21 protein-coding genes and 1 other RNA gene are annotated in these 21,617 nt (G+C 57.0%); 15 read left to right on the forward strand and 7 right to left on the reverse strand.

Going from position 1 to position 21,617, the window contains the following annotated elements:
- Positions 1–19 precede the first annotated feature (19 nt).
- On the reverse strand, positions 20–1,066 hold the full coding sequence (locus tag L3069_RS05015; RefSeq protein ID WP_038415516.1) for a PLP-dependent cysteine synthase family protein: 1,047 nt from the start codon (positions 1,064–1,066) through the stop codon (positions 20–22).
- A gap of 115 nt (positions 1,067–1,181) precedes the next feature.
- Between L3069_RS05015 and L3069_RS05020 the strand changes: the two genes are divergently transcribed.
- The 5 genes from L3069_RS05020 (at position 1,182) to amtB (ending at position 7,071) form a co-directional block, all read left to right on the forward strand.
- Positions 1,182–1,640 carry an Lrp/AsnC family transcriptional regulator gene (locus L3069_RS05020; protein WP_022647254.1) on the forward strand — a complete coding sequence of 153 codons (459 nt, stop codon included), beginning with the start codon at positions 1,182–1,184 and terminating at the stop codon, positions 1,638–1,640.
- 30 nt (positions 1,641–1,670) lie between these two features.
- The gene (locus L3069_RS05025; protein WP_023305589.1) at positions 1,671–3,425 is read left to right on the forward strand and encodes a SmdA family multidrug ABC transporter permease/ATP-binding protein; all 1,755 of its coding nucleotides are present in this window, start codon (positions 1,671–1,673) and stop codon (positions 3,423–3,425) included.
- Positions 3,418–5,199, forward strand: a complete 1,782-nt coding sequence (locus tag L3069_RS05030) for a SmdB family multidrug efflux ABC transporter permease/ATP-binding protein (protein WP_038415518.1) — start codon at positions 3,418–3,420, stop codon at positions 5,197–5,199. The genes L3069_RS05025 and L3069_RS05030 overlap by 8 nt, the downstream gene beginning before the upstream one ends.
- A gap of 211 nt (positions 5,200–5,410) precedes the next feature.
- Positions 5,411–5,749, forward strand: a complete 339-nt coding sequence (gene glnK / locus L3069_RS05035) for a P-II family nitrogen regulator (RefSeq protein WP_006809867.1) — start codon at positions 5,411–5,413, stop codon at positions 5,747–5,749.
- 35 nt (positions 5,750–5,784) lie between these two features.
- Positions 5,785–7,071: an ammonium transporter AmtB gene (gene amtB / locus L3069_RS05040; protein WP_022647257.1), complete on the forward strand. Its 1,287-nt coding sequence runs from the start codon at positions 5,785–5,787 to the stop codon at positions 7,069–7,071.
- Positions 7,072–7,164: 93 nt separating this feature from the next.
- Here the strand turns inward: amtB and tesB are convergent, their stop codons facing one another.
- Positions 7,165–8,025, reverse strand: coding sequence for an acyl-CoA thioesterase II (gene tesB, locus L3069_RS05045; protein WP_022647258.1), 861 nt, complete (start codon positions 8,023–8,025; stop codon positions 7,165–7,167).
- Positions 8,026–8,228: 203 nt separating this feature from the next.
- On the opposite strand from tesB, the gene L3069_RS05050 reads away from it, so the two are divergent.
- Entirely contained in the window at positions 8,229–8,756 is a 528-nt protein-coding gene (locus L3069_RS05050) for a YbaY family lipoprotein (RefSeq protein WP_038415520.1), read from the forward strand.
- A 37-nt stretch (positions 8,757–8,793) separates the two neighbouring features.
- Here L3069_RS05050 and L3069_RS05055 read toward each other — a convergent pair whose 3' ends face one another.
- Positions 8,794–9,105 carry an MGMT family protein gene (locus L3069_RS05055; RefSeq protein ID WP_022647260.1) on the reverse strand — a complete coding sequence of 104 codons (312 nt, stop codon included), beginning with the start codon at positions 9,103–9,105 and terminating at the stop codon, positions 8,794–8,796.
- A gap of 170 nt (positions 9,106–9,275) precedes the next feature.
- Between L3069_RS05055 and ffs the strand changes: the two genes are divergently transcribed.
- The 3 genes from ffs (at position 9,276) to L3069_RS05070 (ending at position 10,083) form a co-directional block, all read left to right on the forward strand.
- Positions 9,276–9,372: signal recognition particle sRNA small type (gene ffs / locus L3069_RS05060), an RNA gene on the forward strand.
- A 247-nt stretch (positions 9,373–9,619) separates the two neighbouring features.
- Complete coding sequence (locus tag L3069_RS05065) at positions 9,620–9,871, forward strand: hypothetical protein (protein ID WP_022647261.1); 252 nt, start codon at positions 9,620–9,622, stop codon at positions 9,869–9,871.
- Complete coding sequence (locus L3069_RS05070) at positions 9,868–10,083, forward strand: hypothetical protein (protein ID WP_006809861.1); 216 nt, start codon at positions 9,868–9,870, stop codon at positions 10,081–10,083. The genes L3069_RS05065 and L3069_RS05070 overlap by 4 nt, the downstream gene beginning before the upstream one ends.
- A 70-nt stretch (positions 10,084–10,153) precedes the next feature.
- On the opposite strand, the gene L3069_RS05075 is transcribed toward L3069_RS05070, so the two are convergent.
- Complete coding sequence (locus tag L3069_RS05075) at positions 10,154–11,575, reverse strand: PLP-dependent aminotransferase family protein (RefSeq protein ID WP_022647262.1); 1,422 nt, start codon at positions 11,573–11,575, stop codon at positions 10,154–10,156.
- Positions 11,576–11,659: 84 nt separating this feature from the next.
- On the opposite strand from L3069_RS05075, the gene L3069_RS05080 reads away from it, so the two are divergent.
- From L3069_RS05080 to L3069_RS05090, 3 genes are all read left to right on the forward strand, one after another.
- Positions 11,660–12,271, forward strand: a complete 612-nt coding sequence (locus tag L3069_RS05080) for a YitT family protein (protein WP_022647263.1) — start codon at positions 11,660–11,662, stop codon at positions 12,269–12,271.
- A gap of 75 nt (positions 12,272–12,346) precedes the next feature.
- A complete protein-coding gene (locus L3069_RS05085; protein ID WP_022647264.1) occupies positions 12,347–13,417 on the forward strand; it encodes a LacI family DNA-binding transcriptional regulator in 1,071 nt (356 codons plus the stop codon).
- Positions 13,418–13,520: 103 nt separating this feature from the next.
- Positions 13,521–16,610 carry a beta-galactosidase gene (locus L3069_RS05090; RefSeq protein WP_038415522.1) on the forward strand — a complete coding sequence of 1,030 codons (3,090 nt, stop codon included), beginning with the start codon at positions 13,521–13,523 and terminating at the stop codon, positions 16,608–16,610.
- A gap of 51 nt (positions 16,611–16,661) precedes the next feature.
- On the opposite strand, the gene L3069_RS05095 is transcribed toward L3069_RS05090, so the two are convergent.
- Complete coding sequence (locus tag L3069_RS05095; RefSeq protein WP_038415524.1) at positions 16,662–18,221, reverse strand: EAL domain-containing protein; 1,560 nt, start codon at positions 18,219–18,221, stop codon at positions 16,662–16,664.
- A gap of 213 nt (positions 18,222–18,434) precedes the next feature.
- On the opposite strand from L3069_RS05095, the gene L3069_RS05100 reads away from it, so the two are divergent.
- Together L3069_RS05100 and ykgO are read left to right on the forward strand one after the other, a co-directional pair.
- A complete protein-coding gene (locus L3069_RS05100; protein ID WP_015571255.1) occupies positions 18,435–18,695 on the forward strand; it encodes a type B 50S ribosomal protein L31 in 261 nt (86 codons plus the stop codon).
- Between the two features lie 2 nt (positions 18,696–18,697).
- Complete coding sequence (ykgO, locus tag L3069_RS05105) at positions 18,698–18,838, forward strand: type B 50S ribosomal protein L36 (protein WP_003859006.1); 141 nt, start codon at positions 18,698–18,700, stop codon at positions 18,836–18,838.
- On the opposite strand, the gene L3069_RS05110 is transcribed toward ykgO, so the two are convergent.
- Positions 18,835–19,545 (reverse strand): GNAT family N-acetyltransferase, encoded by a 711-nt coding sequence (locus tag L3069_RS05110; protein ID WP_038415530.1) that lies wholly within the window; start codon positions 19,543–19,545, stop codon positions 18,835–18,837. The two genes, ykgO and L3069_RS05110, sit on opposite strands and share 4 nt — an antisense overlap.
- A gap of 102 nt (positions 19,546–19,647) precedes the next feature.
- Here L3069_RS05110 and L3069_RS05115 point away from each other — a divergent pair, with 102 nt between their 5' ends.
- Positions 19,648–21,108, forward strand: a complete 1,461-nt coding sequence (locus L3069_RS05115) for a PLP-dependent aminotransferase family protein (protein ID WP_038415532.1) — start codon at positions 19,648–19,650, stop codon at positions 21,106–21,108.
- Here L3069_RS05115 and L3069_RS05120 read toward each other — a convergent pair.
- Entirely contained in the window at positions 21,080–21,547 is a 468-nt protein-coding gene (locus L3069_RS05120) for a YlaC family protein (RefSeq protein ID WP_022647269.1), read from the reverse strand. The genes L3069_RS05115 and L3069_RS05120 overlap by 29 nt on opposite strands.
- Between the last annotated feature and the right edge of the window lie 70 nt (positions 21,548–21,617).

Here is a 21,617-nt window from a genome sequence, read left to right on the forward strand (position 1 = left end):
GGCTAAAGCCTGGCTTTTTTTATTTCACCAGCTGCGAAATCTGCGCTTTCCACGGCTCAACATCGCCAATATTGGCCTGCACCCATTCTGCGTTGTAATAGGTGTCCAGGTAGCGCTCCCCGCTGTCGCACAGCAGCGTGACGACAGAGCCGGTACGGCCTTCTTCACGCATCCTCGCGGCCAGCTGTAGCGCGCCCCACATATTGGTGCCGGTAGAAGCCCCGACTTTACGGCCAAGCTGTGTCTCCAGCCAGTGCGCCGTCGCGACGCTGGCGGCATCCGGCACGCGGAGCATTTCATCCACAACGTCCGGAATGAACGAGGGTTCGACGCGCGGGCGACCAATCCCTTCGATCTTGCTCCCCACGGGGCTGCGCAGGCTCGCATCGCGGGATTGCCAGTAATCGAGGAACACCGAGTTTTGCGGGTCAACCACCATCAGCTGCGTATCATAACCCTGACAGCGGATATAACGTCCGATGGTGGCGGAGGTTCCGCCCGTGCCCGCGCTCATGACAATGTAAGAGGGGACAGGATGCGGCTCGTGGGTCATCTGGCGGAAAATGCTGTCCGCAATGTTATTATTGCCGCGCCAGTCGGTGGCGCGCTCGGCGAAGGTGAACTGGTCCATATAGTGACCATTTAGTTCGCGGGCCAGCATTTCGGAGGCCGCATAGATTTCGCAGGCGCTTTCCACAAAGTGGCAGCGTCCGCCGTAAAATTCGATCTGTTCAATTTTACGTTTCGCCGTGCAGGAGGGCATCACAGCGATAAACGGCAGGCCCAGCAGGCGGGCAAAGTAGGCCTCTGAGACGGCAGTTGATCCGGACGACGATTCAATAATCGTGGTGCCTTCTTTAATCCAGCCGTTACATAAACCGTATAAAAAGAGTGAACGCGCCAGGCGATGCTTCAGGCTGCCGGTAGGATGGGTACTTTCATCCTTCAGGTAAAGCTGAATGCCGGGAAATCCAGGCAAAGGCAGGCGGATCAAATGGGTATCTGCCGAGCGCTGATAGTCGGCATTTATTTCGCTGATGGCATGTTTAACCCAGGTGCTATTCATCGTAGTTATCCGTTTGTCATTTTGTGCCCAGCATAGCGAAAAGCACAGAAAAAATTGTTGCTATCTGGCCTTTAAAATAGAATGTAAGGAGAATAATTTTCTCTGGGAGGTGGATATGCTAGATAAAATTGACCGCAAGCTGCTTTCTTTGCTGCAAAGCGACTGCACCCTCTCTTTGCAGGCGCTGGCAGATGCCGTTAATCTGACCACCACACCGTGCTGGAAGCGCCTCAAGAAGCTGGAAGACGATGGCATTCTGCTGGGACGTGTGGCGCTGCTGGACCCCGAAAAACTGGGGCTTGGACTGACCGCCTTCGTCCTGATAAAAACGCAGCATCACAGCAGCGAATGGTACAGCCGCTTCGTCACCCAGGTTTCCGACATGCCCGAGGTGCTCGGCTTCTGGCGCATGGCGGGGGAATACGACTATCTTATGCGCGTTCAGGTGGCAGACATGAAGCGCTACGATGATTTTTACAAGCGGCTGGTCAATAGCGTACCGGGCTTGTCCGATGTCACCTCCAGTTTCGCCATGGAACAGATAAAATACACCACAGCGTTACCCATTGAATAACTTCATAAAATATCTTCAGGAAAAGACCGCGTGCGATTATTTGCCCAATTAAGCTGGTACTTTCGTCGGGAGTGGCAACGCTACCTCGGCGCGGTGGCTCTGCTTATTATCATTGCCATTTTGCAACTGATCCCGCCCAAAGTGGTGGGATACGTCGTGGATGGTGTTACGGAACAACATTACACCGCCGCACGGGTGATGATGTGGGTCGGTACGCTGGTGTTGACGGCCGTGGTGGTTTACCTGCTGCGTTATGTCTGGCGCGTGCTGCTGTTCGGCGCGTCCTATCAGCTTGCCGTTGAGCTGCGCGAGGACTTTTACCGCCAGCTGAGCCGCCAGCACCCTGAGTTTTATCTGCGTCACCGTACCGGGGATCTCATCGCCCGCGCCACTAACGATGTGGACCGTGTGGTGTTTGCCGCCGGTGAAGGGGTGTTAACGCTGGTGGATTCCCTGGTGATGGGCTGTGCGGTACTGATTGTGATGTCTACGCAAATTAGCTGGGAGCTCACGCTGCTGGCGCTGCTGCCGATGCCGCTGATGGCGCTGGCGATTAACCGCTACGGCGAGCAGCTCCATGAACGCTTTAAGCTGGCGCAGGCGGCGTTCTCGTCGTTAAACGATCGCACCCAGGAGAGCATGACCAGCATCCGCATGATCAAAGCGTTTGGTCTGGAAGACAGGCAGTCCGCGCTGTTTGCGGCCGACGCCGCCGATACCGGCGCGAAAAACATGCGCGTGGCGCGTATAGACGCCCGCTTTGATCCGACAATCTATATTGCGATTGGCATGGCGAACCTGCTGGCGGTGGGCGGCGGCAGCTGGATGGTGGTGCGAGGCACCATGACCCTCGGGCAGTTAACCAGCTTTGCGATGTACCTCGGGCTGATGATTTGGCCGATGCTGGCGCTGGCCTGGATGTTTAACATCGTTGAACGTGGGAGCGCCGCCTACAGCCGTATCCGCGCCATGCTGGCGGAAGTGCCGGTAGTGAACGATGGCAGCGAGCCGGTACCGGAAGGTCCGGGTGTTCTGAAGGCTGATATCCGCGTCTTTATCTACCCGCAAACGGAACATCCGGTGCTTGAAAACGTCAGTTTCACGCTGCGTCCTGGTCAGATGCTGGGCATCTGCGGCCCGACGGGCTCCGGTAAAAGCACCATTCTGTCACTGATTCAGCGCCATTTTGACGTGAGCGAAGGCGATATCCGTTTCCATGACGTCTCCCTGCCACGTCTGCTGCTGGATGACTGGCGCAGCCGCCTGGCGGTCGTCAGCCAGACGCCGTTTTTGTTTTCAGACACCATAGCCAACAATATCGCGCTCGGGTGCCCGACGGCGACACAGGACCAGATCGAGCATGTGGCGCGCTTAGCCAGCGTCCATGAGGATATTCTGCGCCTGCCGCAGGGCTACGACACAGAAGTGGGTGAGCGGGGCGTTATGCTCTCCGGTGGACAAAAACAGCGTATCTCTATTGCCCGCGCGCTGCTGCTGGACGCTGAGATCCTGATTCTGGATGATGCGCTGTCCGCGGTTGACGGACGTACCGAGCATCAAATTCTGCATAACCTTCGCCAGTGGGGGGAGGGGCGCACGGTCATCATCAGCGCGCACCGTCTGTCGGCCCTTACCGAAGCCAGTGAAATTCTGGTGCTTCAGCACGGGCATATTGCCCAACGTGGTCAGCATGAACAGCTCGCCGGGCAGGCCGGCTGGTATCGGGATATGTACCGCTATCAACAGCTTGAAGCTGCGCTGGATGAGGAGGTCACCGATGCGTAAGTTTGGACAGATGTGGCCGACGTTAAAACGGCTGCTCGCCTATGGCTCACCGTGGCGCAAACCGCTTTCCATCGCCGTGCTGTTACTGTGGATCGCCGCGATTGCGGAGGTGACCGGTCCGCTGCTTATCAGCTATTTTATCGATAACATGGTGGCGAAAAGCTATCTGCCGCTGGGGCTGGTGGCGGGGCTGGGTGTGGCGTATGTCGGGCTACAGCTGACGGCGGCGGGGCTGCACTATGCGCAGTCGCTGCTGTTTAACCGGGCCGCCGTGGGCGTGGTCCAGCAGCTACGCACGGATGTGATGGATGCCGCGCTGCGCCAGCCGCTGAGCGAGTTTGATACCCAGCCGGTCGGGCAGGTTATTTCGCGCGTCACCAATGACACCGAGGTGATCCGCGACCTTTATGTGACTGTTGTCGCAACGGTTCTGCGCAGTGCCGCATTGATTGGCGCGATGCTGGTGGCGATGTTCAGTCTGGACTGGCGGATGGCGCTGGTGGCGATCTCTATTTTCCCGGCGGTGCTGATTGTGATGGTAATTTACCAGCGCTACAGCACGCCGATTGTTCGTCGCGTGCGCGCTTACCTTGCAGACATCAATGATGGCTTCAACGAAGTGATCAACGGCATGAGCGTTATCCAGCAGTTTCGCCAGCAGGCGCGTTTTGGCGAGCGGATGGGAGAAGCCAGCCGTTCGCACTATATGGCGCGGATGCAGACGTTACGTCTGGACGGCTTCCTGTTACGCCCGCTGCTGAGCCTCTTCTCTGCGCTGGTGCTGTGCGGGCTGTTGATGCTGTTTGGCCTGACGACGCGCGGAACCATTGAGGTGGGAGTGCTGTACGCGTTTATCAGTTACCTTGGCCGTCTTAACGAACCGCTGATTGAACTCACTACGCAGCAATCGATGCTGCAACAGGCGGTAGTCGCGGGTGAGCGTGTGTTTGAGCTGATGGACAGGCCGCGTCAGACCTATGGCGATGATGAACGTCCGCTGGAAAGTGGATCCATAGCGTTTGATCATGTCTCGTTTGCCTACCGCGACGATCAGCTTGTCTTGCAGGATATCAACCTCGAGGTACCGTCGCGCGGTTTTGTCGCCCTGGTTGGGCATACCGGCAGCGGCAAAAGCACGCTCGCCAGTTTGCTGATGGGCTACTATCCGTTGACGCAGGGGGAGATCCGTCTGGATGGACGGCCTCTTTCCGCGCTTAGCCACAACGCGTTGCGTAAAGGCGTCGCGATGGTGCAGCAGGATCCGGTAGTGCTGGCGGATACCTTTTATGCCAACGTGACGCTGGGACGATCTTTCACGCCTGAGCAGGTATGGGAGGTGCTGGAAACGGTGCAGCTGGCAGATCTGGCGCGCGGGTTAAGCGAGGGGATCAATACCCGGCTGGGCGAGCAAGGCAATAACCTCTCTGTCGGGCAAAAGCAGCTCCTGGCGCTGGCGCGCGTGCTGATTGAGACGCCGCAGGTGTTGATTCTGGATGAAGCGACCGCAAGCATCGACTCCGGTACCGAACAGGCGATCCAGCTGGCGCTGGCTGCCGTGCGGGATCGCACTACGCTGGTGGTGATCGCTCACCGCCTCTCAACGATCGTCGATGCCGATACCATTCTGGTGCTGCACCGTGGCCAGGCCGTTGAACGGGGTACGCACAGAGCGCTGCTTGAGGCGAAAGGACGCTACTGGCAGATGTATCAGTTGCAGCTGGCAGGCGACGAGCTGGCCGCCAGCGTGCGCGAGGAGGAGTCGCTCAGCGCCTGATGCACCATAACAAGGCAATGCGCTAACAGTCTTAACCGTTGGTGCAAAACTGAAACGCACCCTGCACTGCCATGGTGCGTTTTTTTTCACCCCTTCGCGGCGCATGCGCGCCGCGGCGCTTTCCTCCTCACATTTCACTTCTGGCACACCCTTTGCAATATACCTCTCGTGTTAGCTGCGGCCATTACCGAATTCTGACTGGAGGGGATATATGAAGCTGGTTACGGTGGTAATCAAACCATTCAAACTCGAAGACGTGCGTGAAGCGCTGTCTTCCATGGGTATTCAGGGACTGACTGTCACCGAAGTGAAAGGCTTTGGGCGTCAGAAAGGTCATGCCGAGCTTTATCGCGGGGCGGAATACAGCGTTAACTTCCTGCCAAAAGTGAAGATTGATGTGGCGATTGCCGACGATCAGCTTGATGAGGTGATTGATGTCGTCAGCAAAGCGGCCTACACCGGAAAAATTGGCGACGGCAAAATTTTCGTTGCCGAACTACAGCGCGTCATTCGCATCCGTACCGGCGAATCTGACGAAGCGGCGTTGTAAGTAACTCCTGGCACACAGTGATAGGGATCGAGAAAATGATGAAAGCAACAATGAAAACAGGTCTGGGTTCGCTGGCACTGCTGCCGGGCCTGGCAATGGCTGCACCTGCTGTGGCAGACAAAGCCGATAATGCCTTTATGATGATTTGCACCGCGCTGGTGCTGTTCATGACGATTCCGGGGATCGCGCTGTTTTACGGCGGCCTGATCCGCGGCAAGAACGTACTCTCCATGCTGACGCAGGTTGCCGTCACGTTCGCGCTGGTGTGCGTGCTGTGGGTGGTTTACGGTTACTCGCTGGCCTTCGGGGAGGGCAACGCCTTCTTCGGCAACGTTAACTGGGCGATGCTGAAAAATATCGAACTGACCGCGGTAATGGGCAGCTTCTATCAGTATATTCATGTCGCGTTCCAGGGCTCATTCGCGTGCATCACCGTGGGGCTGATTGTGGGCGCGCTGGCTGAGCGTATCCGCTTCTCTGCGGTACTGATTTTCGTGGTGGTCTGGCTGACGCTCTCCTATGTCCCGATTGCGCATATGGTCTGGGGCGGTGGTCTGTTGGCTTCCCATGGCGCTCTGGACTTTGCGGGCGGCACCGTTGTTCACATCAACGCCGCCGTAGCCGGCCTGGTAGGCGCATACCTGATTGGCAAGCGCGTGGGCTTCGGGAAAGAAGCATTTAAGCCGCACAACCTGCCGATGGTCTTTACCGGCACCGCCATCCTCTACTTTGGCTGGTTCGGCTTCAACGCAGGTTCAGCCAGCGCCGCTAACGAAATCGCCGCGCTGGCCTTCGTGAATACCGTGGTGGCAACTGCCGGGGCCATCCTCTCATGGGTATTTGGCGAGTGGGCCGTTCGCGGCAAGCCATCCCTGCTGGGTGCCTGTTCTGGGGCGATTGCCGGTCTGGTAGGTATTACGCCAGCATGCGGTTACGTGGGCGTGGGCGGCGCATTGCTGATCGGTATCGTCGCGGGTCTGGCGGGGCTGTGGGGCGTTACCGCACTGAAACGTATTCTGCGCGTTGACGATCCGTGTGATGTATTCGGCGTACACGGTGTGTGCGGCATTATCGGCTGTATCATGACCGGTATCTTTGCTGCACAATCTTTGGGCGGCGTGGGTTATGCTGAAGGCGTGACCATGATGCATCAGGTGCTGGTCCAGCTTGAAAGTATCGCGATTACGGTTGTCTGGTCGGGCGTTGTGGCCTTTATCGGCTACAAGCTGGCCGATATGACCGTGGGGCTGCGCGTACCGGAAGAGCAGGAGCGCGAAGGTCTGGACGTCAACAGCCACGGCGAGAATGCGTACAACGCATAATTTGAGTGCCTTGCCGGGTGGTGGCTTCGCCTTACCCGGCCTGAAAAAGTGAAATTTGCAGGCCCGGTAAGCGTAGCGACCGGGCTTTTTACCTCACCCGCGATTACGCATCACACCTTCCTGCACGGTAGAAGCCACCAGCACACCATCCTGGGTGTAAAACTCCCCGCGAACAAAACCGCGTGCGCTGGACGCAGAGGTACTTTCTACGCTGTAAAGCAGCCACTCGTTCATATCGAAAGGACGATGGAACCACATGGAATGGTCAATCGTGGCGACCTGCATCCCTTTTTCCAGGAATCCCACGCCGTGCGGTTGTAGCGCAACCGGCAGGAAGTTGAAATCCGACGCATAACCCAGCAGATACTGATGCACGCGCAAGTCTGCCGGTACGCTGCCGTTGGCGCGGATCCACACCTGGCGGGTGGGCTCAGCAGTATGCCCCTTCATTGGGTTATGAAATTCGACCGGGCGGATCTCCAGCGGTTTATCGCACAGAAACTTCTCTTTTACCTGCGGCGGCAGCAGATGTGCGAGTGCGCGGGCAATTTCGGTTTCCGATTTCAGATCGTCCGGCGATGGGGCGGACGGCATCTGTTTTTGATGCTCATAGCCCGGCTCTGGCGCCTGGAAGGAGGCGGTCATGTAGAAGATGGGTTTCCCATGCTGGATGGCCGCCACACGGCGAGCGCTGAAGCTTTGGCCGTCACGCAGAACTTCCACGTCGTACACAATCGGTTTAGCGCTGTCACCGGGGCGTAAAAAGTAGCTGTGGAATGAGTGCACCAGACGGTCTGCCGGAACGGTCTCCTTAGCGGCATATAGCGCTTGCCCCACGACCTGGCCCCCAAAAACCTGGCGTAAGCCTAAATCTTCGCTCTGTCCGCGAAAAAGCCCTTCTTCTATTTTTTCCAGGTTCAGCAATGTCAGCAGATTGTTCAGTGCCTGACTCATAGTGGTCCTCAATAAACGCCGTGGCGAAAGATACGCTGAGTATAACGCAGAAACGATAGTGGTCCGATGGGTAGAATTATCTTAATACCTGGGCAAAATTAGGCATAAATCCGTGATTTGTGCCACACTTGTTTACGTTATGTGAATAAAACGACATCGGATGGGATCGATCCCGCCGGTGCATTGATGATAAGGAGACTTCAATGAAACTCGTGCCTATGTTAAGCGGTGTTGCAATGGCGGTGGCGTTGTCCGCCTGTGCGGATAAGAGTGCCGATGTAGCGGTACCAACGGCGACCCCAAACGGGATTAACACTCTTTCACAGCAAGCTATTCGACAGCCTAACGTGTCCGGTACCATCTGGTTCAAACAGAAAGTCGCTCTGCCGCCGGACGCGGTTTTAACGGTCACGTTATCCGATGCGTCTCTGGCGGATGCACCGTCTAAAGTCCTTGCACAGCGTGCAGTTCGTACAGAGGGTAAACAGGCGCCGTTCAGCTTCGTGCTGCCGTACAACCCGTCTGACGTTCAGCCTAACGCGCGTATCCTCCTGAGCGCGGCGGTAACGATCAACGATAAGCTGGTCTTTATCACCGATACCGTGCAGGAAGCGGTCAACAAAGGGGGCACCAAAATCGACCTGACCCTGGTCCCGGTGCAGCAGACTGAAGTGCCTGTGGCAACGCAGACCAATCAGCCGACCTTGCCTACACCGCCAACACAGTTGTAACTTTCTTTCGCCCTCTTCATCTTGACGGGAGAGGGCGTCAGTATTCCCAGCGATACTTCTGCATATCTATCTGTCCCGTCCCGGACACCTGCACCCCTTCTGAGAGTAATGCCTGACGCTGGCGCTGCAAGTCTGGCCCGGTGAGGGAAATGGCACCATGGCGATTAACGACCCGGTGCCATGGTAACGTACTTCCCTCCGGAAGCCTTCTTAGCACGCCGCCAACCTGACGCGCTGCGCGCGGAGAGCCCGCCAGTCGGGCGACTTCCCCATAGGTCGTGACACAGCCTTCCGGAATCGAGGCCACGATTTGCCACACTCGCTGTGGGAAAGAGTCGTGTTCGTCCATTGTTTCTCCAGCGGGAATTCAGCGAAAGGTAATGTTATACGAAGATAAAGAAGATTGTCGGGTCAGTTTGCGCAATAATCCAGCATCCAGTTGCCAGCGGCTTGCAATTGAGGTGCTCCACAGGGATAATGCGCCAGCGCGTTGGTTATCAACGCTCTCAATGGGGGCTCTGTTGGTTCTCCCGCAACGCTACTCTGTTCACCAGGTCAGGTCCGGAAGGAAGCAGCCAGGGCAGACGACGTGGGTGCCGGGATGTAGCTGGCAGGGCCCCCACCCATTTGTGTTCTTCTCTGAAGTTTCCCCCTATATAAACCTTCTCAATTATGTGTCTATTTTGTTCGTGCAATATATCCTTCATTGAACTGAAATAATAATGTCATAAACCTGTAATAATAGACTGTCATTTTATTATCGGGCGTCTTTTTGTTGTCATAAGTAAAAAAATATATATCTGGATAACAAACTTATCTTCGTGTATTAAATTAAACACGTGTTCCGAAAGGATGTGACAATCATGGTAACTGCGGTTTTAAACGTTAAAATTGATGAAGCGCTAAAAGAAAGACTCCGCCACTATGCGGAAGACAATAATGAGAATTTAAGCGTGACCACAGAGAAACTGCTGCTGCTGGCATTTGAAGCAGTAGAAGAGGCGGGAGTATCGGAAGAGGATGTTGATAATCAGCATACGGAAGAAGAGAGCGTAAATCCATTTACTCCTAAAGAAATCAAAGCACTACGTAAACTTCTGAAGAAGAGAAAATGAAACAACAACTATCGACTGCCAGCGATTACAACGAGGCCTGCAATCTGTTACGTTCGGGCTATGTGAAACATGTTCGTCTTGGCTGGAATGTAGGAAGTGATGAGTTCTTTCGAATTGCGTCTGACTGGTGTGATACCGGTGCAAAAATAAAGAAAGAAGGTGAAAATTTCATTATTTCGCTGAAAGGCTTCCCGATTCCTCCTCAACATTAAGTTGTTCTTCATGAAAACAGCTGACTGCATGCGTTACAGTCAGCTGTTTTTATTGTTTCTGGCGAATAATTTACACCAGGCTCCGTTTTACTGGCGGTGTACTTTTATTTAAGGCAAGCCACAGCGGTTTGATACGCAGTAATGCCTCTTCAAGTTCTGGCGAATTGAGTGAGAAGGGCATACGCAGGTAGCGGTCAAACGCGCCTGAAAGCCCAAAGCGCGTGCCGGTGCCCATAATGATGCCTGTCGTTTCCGCACGTGCCGCCAGTTGAGTCGCCAGCATGCCGGGTAGTTCAATCCAGTATGAAAGTCCTCCCTCCGCTTCCTGAAACCGCCATTCGGGGAAATGCTCCCGTAACATCTGGCCGCAGCGGTCACGCCGTTCTGCCAGCATTTCCCGCCGGGCAGGCAGGAAGGTTTCACTGTTTTCGATAAGCCACAGCGTGGCCAGCTGTTCCAGCACCGGAGAGCCCAGATCCAGCGTATCGCGCGTCTGTGCGAGCGTGGCGATAGTGCGGGACGAGGCGCGGATCCAGCCGAGACGAAGCCCACCCCAGAAGCTTTTGCCTGCGGAACCCAGCGTAATCACTGCGGCCTCCGGGTTAAAGGCGGCCAGCGGCGGCGGCGGGGGAGCATCGAACCAGAGATCGACCATGGTTTCATCCACCACCAGCGTGGTGCGGGTTTGCGCGGCGATGTCGGTTATGGTCTGACGCGTCGCGGCATCCATGCAGCGCCCGGTCGGATTATGAAAATCCGGCATTAGATAGGCCAGACGCGGGGCTGTCTGGGCAAGCGTTGCGGCAAAACCATCGGTATCCCAGCCCGTTTCTGGCAGCGAGACGCCCACGGGCCGGCATTGCGCCCCCTGAATCGCGGCTATCGCCAGCGGGTAGGTGGGATGATCCACCACCACGCGATCCCCGGGCCCGGTCATCATTCTTAAGATCAGGGCGAAGCCGCTGACGGCACCGTTCACCACCATCACTTCGTCTGCCCGGGTGGGCAGACCGCGTGCGGTGTAGCGGGCGGCGATAGCTTCACGCAGCGCTGGAAGCCCAAGCTGATCGTACCCGGTCAGCGCCAGATTCGGCGTAATGGTCGTCAGCGCGTGGGTGTAGGCCTGATGGATCTCTGGCCCTGCGTTGAGCGCGGCGGTTGAGAGATCCAGCGCCGCGCTGGCAGTGGAAAGCGTGGGCACGGCCCGGCTGTCTGGCAGGATCGCCCGGGAACCGCTGCCGTGACGGCTCTCCAGAAAACCCTCTTCACGCAGATGCGCCAGCGCGCTGCTGATGGTGGTGCGGCTGACGTCCAGTGCGGCGGCCAGTTCCCGCTCTCCGGGCAGGCGCGTGTTTAGCGCCAGCCTGCCATCCAGAATTAACAGGCGTAACGCGTCAGCCAGCTGGCGCCACCGCGGGGTGCGGGAAGAGGTTTGTTGCCAGTGCCCTAACAGGCGAACCAGAGACTGGCTTCCAAAACGACGTGATGACATGTGCAGTCCACTATTTGAAAACTGGACATTAATCATAGTGCCATTTTCAGCGAAGATGGAAGCTGGTTCTTCGGAGAAGAGAAAATGGTGCGTCGTCTGGTACAACTTTATGTCGGTTTAGCCCTTTACGGACTTTCAACCGCGATGTTTATTCGTTCGGATCTGGGTGTTGATCCCTGGAATGTTTTTCACCTTGGCGTCGCCATCCAGGCCGGAATGAGCATCGGCACGGTGATGATTTTAACCGGGGCTGCGGTGCTGCTGCTATGGATCCCGCTGCGTCAGCTTCCGGGGCTGGGTACGGTCAGTAACGTGATTTGTATTGGCCTGGCGGCAGATGCGTCAATGGCATTGATCCCGGAACTCACCTCGCTGCCCGTGCGCATCACCCTGCTGGTTTCCGGCATTGTGGTTAACGCCCTTGCCACCGGAATGTATATCGGCGCGGGTTTTGGCGCAGGCCCGCGCGACGGTCTGATGACCGGCATACACGCCCGGCTGGGCTGGTCGATCCGCAGCGTGCGTACCGCAATCGAGGTGACCGTGTTGATCGTCGGCTATCTCCTCGGGGGAGCGTTTGGCGTCGGAACCGTGCTGTATGCGTTAACCATCGGCCCGCTGATCCAGCTTTGTTTGCCGTGGTTTCGCCAGAGACCGCGCATGCAGAAAGCCGCGCAGCCGGAGCGGATTGCTTAATTTTGCGAAGCGCTCACAGGCTATAATGGCGTAACTGTGTCAGAATAGTGACTACCTTTTACGACGCCAGAATCTATGAAAGCGATCACTCTTTATGACGTTGCCCGCGTAGCGGGCGTTTCTTATCAGACCGTTTCCCGGGTGATTAACGACGCGGAACACGTTTCTGCCCGTACGCGGGAAAAGGTCCGACAGGCCATGGCGGCGCTACATTATGTACCTAACCGTGGCGCGCAGCAGCTGGCCGGGAAACGCACTCGCACGCTGGGGCTGATGACCAGCGATCTGGCGCTGCATGCGCCGTCGCAAATCGCCTCAGCTGTAAAATCCCGGGCAGTGGAGCAGGGGGCTGGCGTGCTCATCTCTATGGTGGAGCAGCCCGCGCAGTGTCAGGCTGCTTTGCAGGAGTTACTGGCGCAGCGCGTGGAGGCGCTGCTGGTGAACGTTCCGCTGGAAGATGCTCAGGCAGAAATGCTTCAGGAAATGGCCTCGCCGACCCCGGTTCTTTTTCTTGATGTTTCCCCCACAGCTCGGGTTAACAGCCTCGTTTTCAATGCTGAACAGGGCGCTGGCCTGGGGGCGGAGCATCTGCTTTCGCTGGGGCACCGGCGAATTGCGCTGCTCGCCGGGCCGGAAAGTTCTGTCTCTGCCCGGGCTCGCCTGGCGGGATGGAAAACTACGCTGGCTCAGGCTGGCGTGGAGGCGTTTGCGGTAGCGCAGGGCGACTGGAGCGCGGCCTCGGGCTACGAGAAAGGGCATCAGCTTCTGGCGGGCGCACAGCTGCCGGAAGCGATCCTTGTGGCGAACGATCAGATGGCGCTTGGCGTTTTACGCGCCTGTGCGGAAAAAGGCGTTGCGGTACCGGGGCAGATCTCGGTTGTCGGGTTTGATGATACGGCTGACAGCGCGTGGTTTTCCCCTCCGCTGACCACCGTTCGGCAGGCGTTCCGCGAGGCCGGTGAACGCAGCGTGGAGTGGCTCCTGGCAACTGCCCGTCACGCCGAACCCTGGCAACAACAACTTCCCGTTACGTTGATCGTTCGTCATTCCACCGCGCCGCGCGCCGTACAACAGGCCGATCGTGAAGAGCTGGCGCAACAGCTAAGAACGCTGGCGCTGCTGGCGGAGAAACTGGCGCGCAGCTAGCGCTTTTGTGATCGTGCTCGCCTGGTGACGATCAAAGTCTTTACCGCCACCGTTTACCATGGCATGTTGACTAAAATTGTGAGCGCTTCGCAAAGAGGATGATATGTCTTCCACATTGCCGCTGACCCTCAGCGCAATTCTGGCTCGTCGTGACTGGGAAAACCCGGGCGTGACGCAGTGGAATCGTCTGGCCGCACACGCGCCTTTTCATAGCTGGCGCGATGAAACCCTCGCCCGGGAGGATAAGCCTTCGCTGAGCAAGCGTCTGCTTAACGGCATCTGGCGATTCAGCTTTTTCCCGGCACCAGAGCAGGTGCCCGAGGCATGGGTAACGGACGATCTGTCTGATGCCGTTGAGATGCCCGTGCCGTCGAACTGGCAGATGGAGGGATTCGATACCCCCATCTACACCAACGTCACCTATCCGATAAATGTGAACCCGCCCTATGTACCGGCTGAAAACCCAACCGGTTGTTACTCGCTCACATTTGAGATGGATGATGCCTGGCTGCTCAGCGGGCAAACCCGCATTATCTTTGATGGGGTGAATTCAGCTTTTCATCTGTGGTGTAACGGCCAGTGGATAGGCTATTCCCAGGACAGCCGTCTGCCTGCGGAGTTCGACCTCAGCGCGGTGCTGCGACCGGGGCAGAACCGCCTGGCGGTGATGGTGTTACGCTGGTGCGACGGAAGCTACCTGGAAGATCAGGACATGTGGCGGATGAGCGGCATTTTCCGTGACGTCTCGCTGCTGCACAAGCCGGAAACGCAGATTGCCGATTATCAGATCGTGACCGATCTGAATGCCGAATGCGATCGGGCGCTGCTCCGGGTTGACGTTGCGCTGGAAGGCTTACGCTATGCCGAATGCGAGGTGGCGTTTACCCTGTGGCGTAACGGCGAAGCCTGCGCGCAAATCACGCAACAGCCCGGATCGGCCATCGTGGACGAACGCGGCAGTTGGGCGGAGCGGCTCACGGTGGCGATACCCGTGAACAATCCCGCGCTGTGGAGCGCTGAAACACCGGAACGCTATCGTTTGACCATGTCGCTTCGGGATGTGCAGGGCAACATGCTGGAGACTGAAGCCTGCGATGTCGGTTTCAGACGCGTCGAAATCAGCAACGGTCTGCTGAAGCTTAACGGCAAACCGCTGCTGATCCGCGGCGTGAACCGTCATGAACATCATCCTGAGAAGGGGCAGGTGATGGATGAGGCGACCATGCGCCGCGACATCGAACTGATGAAGCAGCATAACTTCAATGCCGTGCGCTGCTCGCATTATCCGAATCACCCTCTGTGGTACACGCTTTGCGATCGCTACGGCCTGTACGTGGTCGATGAGGCGAATATTGAAACCCATGGCATGGTGCCGATGAGCCGCCTGGCGGACGATCCGCGCTGGCTGCCTGCCATGAGCGAACGCGTCACGCGTATGGTGCAGCGGGACCGGAATCATCCGTCCATCATCATCTGGTCCCTGGGGAATGAGTCCGGGCATGGGGCGAATCACGATGCGCTGTACCGCTGGCTGAAAACCACCGATCCCACGCGGCCGGTGCAGTACGAAGGCGGGGGGGCCAGTACGGCGGCAACCGATATTATTTGCCCGATGTATGCCCGCGTCGATCAGGATCAGCCGTTCCCGGCGGTGCCAAAGTGGTCGATTAAAAAGTGGATTGGTATGCCGGACGAAACCCGTCCGCTGATCCTGTGCGAGTATGCCCACGCGATGGGTAACAGCTTTGGCGGCTTTGCCAGCTACTGGCAGGCATTCCGCAGCCATCCCCGGTTGCAGGGCGGCTTTGTCTGGGACTGGGTCGATCAGGCACTGACGAAAAAAGCGGAAGACGGCACGGCATTCTGGGCCTACGGCGGCGATTTTGGCGATAAGCCCAACGATCGTCAGTTCTGCCTCAACGGGCTGGTGTTTCCCGATCGCACTCCGCATCCCGCCCTTTACGAGGCACAGCGTGCCCAGCAGTTCTTTACCTTTACGCTGGTGAGCACCGCTCCGCTGGTCGTCGATATCCAGAGCGATTATCTGTTCCGTCATACTGACAACGAGAGTCTGCGATGGTCGGTGGCGCGTGACGGTGTGGTGTTGGCTTCCGGCGAAATAACCCTTTCTGTTGCGCCCCAGGGGACACAGCGCGTGGAGATCCCGCAGCCTGAACTTGTCTCTGAGCCGGGCGAGGTCTGGCTCAACGTGGAGATCGTTCAGCCGCAGGCCACGCCGTGGTCGCCGTCCGGCCACCGTTGTGCCTGGGATCAGTGGCCGCTCCCGGCTCCGCTGTACCTTACGCCACCGAAAGCAGGCGGAACCCCTCCGCAGTTAACGGTGCGGGACGAGGTGCTGGACATCACTCATCAGCAGCAGCGCTGGCAGTTTAGCCGTCTCACCGGCAACCTGACCCAGTGGTGGAACGCGGGCGCTGAAACGCTCCGTTCCCCGCTAACGGATAACTTTACCCGCGCGCCGCTGGATAATGACATTGGCATCAGCGAGGCGACTCGCATCGATCCGAACGCGTGGGTGGAACGCTGGAAAGCGGCAGGGATGTATGAGATATCCTCGCGCCTTATCCAGTGTGAAGCGGAACAGCATGCCCGTGAGGTGGTGGTGACCACGCAGCACGTCTGGGAGCATCAGGGTAAAGCGCTGTTTATCAGCTACAAGGTCTGGCGGATTGATGACCACGGGTTACTGCACGGTGATGTGCAGGTGACGGTGGCGTCTGACATTCCTGAACCCGCTCGCGTGGGCCTGAGCGTTATGCTGGCGGATATCCCGCAAACGGTGCGCTGGCTGGGGCTGGGCCCGCTGGAGAACTATCCGGACAGAAAACTGGCGGCGCAGCAGGGGCGCTGGGCGTTACCGCTGGACGCCATGCAGACGCCGTATATCTTCCCGACGGAGAACGGTTTACGCTGCGACACCCGTGAGCTGACGTTTGGCTCACATCACTTCCAGGGACAGTTCCATTTCTCCCTGAGCCGTTACAGCCAGCAGCAACTGCATACGACAACGCATCACCATTTGCTACGGGAAGAGGATGGCTGCTGGTTGAATCTTGATGCGTTCCACATGGGCGTGGGGGGGGACGACTCATGGAGCCCGAGCGTAGCCCCCGCCTTCATTCTGCAAAACCGTCGGCTGCGCTACACGTTTAGCTGGCAGCAGAACGGCTGAGCTGAAACGTGCGGCCACTGTCGTGGCCGCACGTAACACCGCGTAATGGGTTTATTTCCTGAGGTTGTGCTCGGCCCAGCGAATGAAATCTTCTTTAGGCAGCGCCTTGCTGAAATACCAGCCCTGTCCGTACTGCACGCCGTGGCGATGCAACCATTCGAGCTGCCCTTCAGTTTCAATGCCTTCTGCGACCATCGCCAGCTTAAGCGATTTGGCCATTTCGATGATGTGGGGAGTCACGTTCTTATACTCCAGCGCGTCCACAAAGGATTTATCAATCTTCAGGGTATCGACATCAAGATCCTGCAAATAGCTCAGGCTGGAGTAACCCGTACCAAAATCATCAATGTAGATGGCATGCCCGGAGCGCCGAAACGCAGCGATGGCAGGGGCGCTGACGGCAGGATCGGCAAAGCCGCGCTCGGTCAATTCAAGGGCGATCTGGCGCGGGTGGACGCCCCATTTGTTGAGCAATTGACTCAGCAGGCGAGGCAGCTCGGGGGACGTTAAATCGGATGGTGCAAGGTTGACAGAAATGTGCAGTTCCGGGTGATGATGCAGCCAGGCACCTAAATCCTCAAACACCTTATTCACTACCAGCTGCGTCAGCGTTGAAATAAGCCCCGTCTGCTCCGCCAGGGGAACAAAGAGATTAGGCGACAGGTCACTGCCATCTGGCTGCGGCCAGCGCATCAGCGCTTCTGCACCCACCAGTTTTCCACTGCATAGCGCCACAATGGGCTGATAGTAAACCTCGATCTCCCGGTTGTTGATCGCGTCGATCAGCCGGTTACGCGGGGACAGCAAACGGCGGAGGATGCGAAGCACAATAAGGGCTGCAACCAGGCTTATCAGTATGCCTGCCGGTAGCCAGATGATCAGCTGCTGATGCCAGGATGCCGCGAGCGGTTTTAACGATGCCCAGGCAATAACCGTAAGCCCCAGTTCTGGCACCGGTTTCAACACGTACATCGAGCCGTTGTATTGCACGCGCTTAACGTCCTGCTGCTCCTTAACGACAGAAAGAATATACGGGTCGAGAATATTGCTTCTGGCAAATATCCGATGGGTTTCGCTGCCCACCAGGGCGGCATCCATCGAAATGTCACCGAACGGGACAACATCCACAAGCGACGCCGGATCGACCATTACCAGATAATGTCCTTTCCCCAGAACGGCCATATAACGGTGAATGCCGAGGTCGTTTTGCGAGGTGAGCCACGCGCTATATCCGTCTGCGGTGATCCGCATCGGGGGCGGTAAGATCGCCGTATTACTGGATTGTTCCAGAGAGGAGCAGAGCGGCTTCAGGTTATCGATATACATCACTTCCTGAATATAGCGCCATGAGAACGCGACACGACGCATTTCGCGTAAGTGCGGAGGAGTGCAGGGCGGGGCGTTGAACAACTGTAGGTGCGTGAGCGCCTGTTTTGCCTGCGCAACGACTCTGTCGGTACGGATCAGGACGCGCGAGGCATATCTGTCCAGTGCATCCACAAATTTCGCCTCTGCCTGACGATGCGCCAGCCAGATACTGAGGCACACAGGGACCAGCACAGAGAAGATCAGTACGCCTGTCACCAGGCTGACCAGATGTCGGGTTCGCATGCTGCTGTATCCTTTCCATATGCCCGACCAGGGCATGGAGTTTGCGCGCCAGATGAAAAATTTTTTATCGCTAAATGATATAGTTATAGCATGTAACAGTCTCTGGCAGTATTTGAAAACCTTTCAAAAACAGGCTGTGCATCACAGGGGTTGTTTTTGCAGCAAAGCTCAGATAGTATTTTGTTATGTTATAACAATACATGAAGGCCAGAGATGAAACCGAATATCCATCCAACCTATCGCACCGTTGTGTTTCACGACACCACGGCTAATGAATATTTTAAAGTTGGCTCAACGATTAAGACAGACCGTGAAATTGAGCTTGAGGGGAAAACGTATCCCTACGTTACTCTTGATGTCTCCTCTAAATCACATCCGTTTTATACCGGGAAGCAGAAGACCTTCTCGACGGATGGCAGCGCGGCACGCTTCCGCAAGCGTTTTGGTGGCTTTCTTGATGCGAAGCGAGGCTAATCATGCAGGTGCTTAACTCATTGCGCAGTGCAAAACAGCGTCACCCGGATTGCCAGATAGTCAAACGCAAGGGACGCTTATACGTGATTTGCAAATCTAACCCGCGCTTTAAGGCGGTGCAGGGGCGTAAAAAAAGACGCTAGAGGCGCGTTTCTCGCCAGCTTTCCAGGGATCTTTTCTGTTTGCCATCGACGGTAAAATTGTCGGTGGCAAGCCAGCTTTCAAACGCGCTCGCCAGCGCTGACCACTCTTTGTCGAGAACTGAAAACCAGTCGGTGTCCCGGTTTCGGCCTTTAATGACCAGCGCCTGGCGAAAACGCCCTTCAAACTGAAACCCAAGACGCAGGGCCGCTTTGCGGGAGGGTTCGTTCAGGCTGTTGCACTTCCATTCATAACGTCGGTAGCCCAGGGTATCGAACACGTACCGCATCAGCAGATACTGCGCTTCTGTCGACATGGGCGTGCGGCTTAACAGTGACGAGAAGTGAACATGTCCCACTTCTACAACGCCGTTTTTAGGATCGATCCGCATAAGGGACAGCGTCCCGACAGGAGATTGGGTCTGGTTATCGATAACGCTAAAGTGGATGGGATCGGATAATTTGCTCACGCTCGCCACCCATTCGGCAAACTCCTCTGCGGTGGCATCGGGTTCACGCAGCAGCCACGTCCAGCTTCGGGTATCTCCGGCCAGGGAATACGCAGAGAACAACGCGTGGGCATGCTCCACGCGCAGCGGCTCAAGCCGACAATAGCGACCCTGAAGTACCACCCGGGACGGGTGCGGGCGAGGCTGCCAGTCGGTAAGGCTTTCCCCTACAGGTTGTCCAAACTCATTGAATATACTCATCTTTATTTCCACGATGTTGAAAAGATCTCCAGATTAGTGAATTACTGGTTCCTTAAAAAGAACCACCAGGCTATGTTTTGCTGGTACCACGAGGAGGTAAAGATGAATATACCGGGTGATGAGCTATACACCCTGCTCCATGCTGCGCTGAAAAAACGTGGGGAAGAAACGCTCCAGCGCGCGCTCTACCTTGCTTTGCGGGAGGCCATACTGTGCGGAAGGCTTCGGTCCGGCTGTCATTTGCCCGGCTCGCGAACGCTGGCGCAGCAGATCTCGGTGTCCCGAAACACCGTTAATGCGGCGCTGGACCAGCTCACGCTCGAAGGTTATTTGCTGCGTAGCCGCCAGGGTACGCGGGTGGGGCAATTCGCTCATCGTACGATTGCCCGGACATTACCGGACCCGGACGTCAGGCTGACAAAACGTGTTGCCCTGCTGCCCGCGCCTGTGCCGCGCGACACTCCGGTGATGGCATTTACGCCAGGAACGCCTGCCATCAACTATTTCCCCTTGCCGCTGTGGCGGCGGTTATACGATCGCGTCCTGCGCGAGGAGGGGAGCGCCCTGTTAGGGTATGGCGACCCGGCCGGCGAGCCGACGCTACGGGCCGCCATTGCCCGCCATCTTGCGCTCTCCCGCGGCATTGACTGCGATGCCAGCCAGATTGTGATAACCGAAGGGGCACTGGAGGGCGTCAATCTGTGCACGATGCTGTTAAGCGAGCCGGGGGATGTCGCCTGGGTTGAAAATCCCGGCTATAGCGGCGCTAAAAGCGCTTTCGTCAAAACCGGCCTGGCGATGAGCGGCATACCGGTTGATGACGAGGGGATGTGCTGGGAAGGGCTGTGTGCGCCTTCACCCACGCTGATTTTTACCTCGCCATCGCATCAGTTCCCTTACGGAAGCGTGCTCAGCGCGCGGCGGCGTCTGGCGCTGCTGGAACTGGCCCGGCAGCACAGCGCGTGGATCATTGAGGACGATTACGACAGCGAATTCCGTTATGCCGGTGAGCCCGTACCGGCGATGCTGGGAATGGTCAACAATGCGCCCGTTGTGTATCTGGGGACGTTCAGCAAAACGCTGTTTCCGTCGCTCAGAATGGGGTTCATGGTATTACCGCCAGCGCTGGCGAAGGCGGCGCGTCCGGCCATCGGCTCGCTGCTGCGCGGCGGGCATCGCGCTGAACAGCGCACCCTGGCGCTATTTATTGAGGAAGGCCACTATGCGCGACATCTTGCCGCCATGCGCCGACTTTATCGTAAGCGATACCGCCAGCTGCGGGAGGTGCTAAGCGCAGAGCTTCATACGCCGCACCGTGTTCTTGCCGGAGAAGGAGGGATGCACCTGGCGCTGGCAATTGACGGTATCGACGACCAGCGGCTGGTGGAGCAGGCAAGAGCGTTTCAGCTGGCACCCGCTGCACTGAGCGGGTACTACCTTGAGACGACGCAGGGGCAAACCGGTCTGGTTTTAGGTTACGGCAATACCTCTGCTTCGCAGTTTGCGCCGGGTATTCGACGTCTTCAGGCGCTCATTACACAGCAGCGGGGCGGGAAAGGGTAAAGACATCATAAAAAGAGAGCTGGCCCTTGGTGATGACCATTTTCTGCAACTTCTCTTTTTGCCCGGCTTCGACAGCCGGCGAGTGCAGGATGCTGTCGATCAGCTCCTTCGGCACGTAACGCGTGTTGTACCACTCCCCGTTGTAGCAGACGCGGAAATCGAGTACGTCGATATCTTCATACCGGTAACGCGGATTGACGTCGAAAAAGAAAAACGCGTTAAACACCACGAACAGCACAACCAGCAGCCAGACGGAATCGACCAGCGTTTCAGACTTCAGCATGACGATAAGCGTTGCCAGCCAGGCGGCGTACATGGCGACGAACAATCCGGGATGTTTGCGAATAAAGCTGATGCTAAAGCGCGGACGATTGTCGCGCTTTTCGCGGGTATTGAGCTCGTCGATGGTGGCGGTAAGCAGGCGCTGTATCTCTGTCATTTTTTGCCTTTATGATTGTTAAAAATACAGGTGATCTGCCTATTTTATGAGAGGGGTTTATGCGATGAAA

Origin of the sequence: Enterobacter cloacae complex sp. ECL411 (assembly GCF_021869665.1) — a bacterium.
GTDB classification, from domain to species: Bacteria; Pseudomonadota; Gammaproteobacteria; order Enterobacterales; family Enterobacteriaceae; genus Enterobacter; species Enterobacter intestinihominis.

Excerpts from the sequence above, each read along its gene's own strand:
- L3069_RS05015 (WP_038415516.1), bottom strand. The coding sequence starts at position 1,066 with ATGAATAGCACCTGGGTTAAACATGCCATCAGCGAAATAAATGCCGAC.
- L3069_RS05020 (WP_022647254.1), top strand. The coding sequence starts at position 1,182 with ATGCTAGATAAAATTGACCGCAAGCTGCTTTCTTTGCTGCAAAGCGAC.
- L3069_RS05030 (WP_038415518.1), top strand. The coding sequence starts at position 3,418 with ATGCGTAAGTTTGGACAGATGTGGCCGACGTTAAAACGGCTGCTCGCC.
- glnK (WP_006809867.1), top strand. The coding sequence starts at position 5,411 with ATGAAGCTGGTTACGGTGGTAATCAAACCATTCAAACTCGAAGACGTG.
- amtB (WP_022647257.1), top strand. The coding sequence starts at position 5,785 with ATGATGAAAGCAACAATGAAAACAGGTCTGGGTTCGCTGGCACTGCTG.
- tesB (WP_022647258.1), bottom strand. The coding sequence starts at position 8,025 with ATGAGTCAGGCACTGAACAATCTGCTGACATTGCTGAACCTGGAAAAA.
- L3069_RS05050 (WP_038415520.1), top strand. The coding sequence starts at position 8,229 with ATGAAACTCGTGCCTATGTTAAGCGGTGTTGCAATGGCGGTGGCGTTG.
- L3069_RS05055 (WP_022647260.1), bottom strand. The coding sequence starts at position 9,105 with ATGGACGAACACGACTCTTTCCCACAGCGAGTGTGGCAAATCGTGGCC.
- L3069_RS05065 (WP_022647261.1), top strand. The coding sequence starts at position 9,620 with ATGGTAACTGCGGTTTTAAACGTTAAAATTGATGAAGCGCTAAAAGAA.
- L3069_RS05070 (WP_006809861.1), top strand. The coding sequence starts at position 9,868 with ATGAAACAACAACTATCGACTGCCAGCGATTACAACGAGGCCTGCAAT.
- L3069_RS05075 (WP_022647262.1), bottom strand. The coding sequence starts at position 11,575 with ATGTCATCACGTCGTTTTGGAAGCCAGTCTCTGGTTCGCCTGTTAGGG.
- L3069_RS05080 (WP_022647263.1), top strand. The coding sequence starts at position 11,660 with ATGGTGCGTCGTCTGGTACAACTTTATGTCGGTTTAGCCCTTTACGGA.
- L3069_RS05085 (WP_022647264.1), top strand. The coding sequence starts at position 12,347 with ATGAAAGCGATCACTCTTTATGACGTTGCCCGCGTAGCGGGCGTTTCT.
- L3069_RS05090 (WP_038415522.1), top strand. The coding sequence starts at position 13,521 with ATGTCTTCCACATTGCCGCTGACCCTCAGCGCAATTCTGGCTCGTCGT.
- L3069_RS05095 (WP_038415524.1), bottom strand. The coding sequence starts at position 18,221 with ATGCGAACCCGACATCTGGTCAGCCTGGTGACAGGCGTACTGATCTTC.
- L3069_RS05100 (WP_015571255.1), top strand. The coding sequence starts at position 18,435 with ATGAAACCGAATATCCATCCAACCTATCGCACCGTTGTGTTTCACGAC.
- ykgO (WP_003859006.1), top strand. The coding sequence starts at position 18,698 with ATGCAGGTGCTTAACTCATTGCGCAGTGCAAAACAGCGTCACCCGGAT.
- L3069_RS05110 (WP_038415530.1), bottom strand. The coding sequence starts at position 19,545 with ATGAGTATATTCAATGAGTTTGGACAACCTGTAGGGGAAAGCCTTACC.
- L3069_RS05115 (WP_038415532.1), top strand. The coding sequence starts at position 19,648 with ATGAATATACCGGGTGATGAGCTATACACCCTGCTCCATGCTGCGCTG.
- L3069_RS05120 (WP_022647269.1), bottom strand. The coding sequence starts at position 21,547 with ATGACAGAGATACAGCGCCTGCTTACCGCCACCATCGACGAGCTCAAT.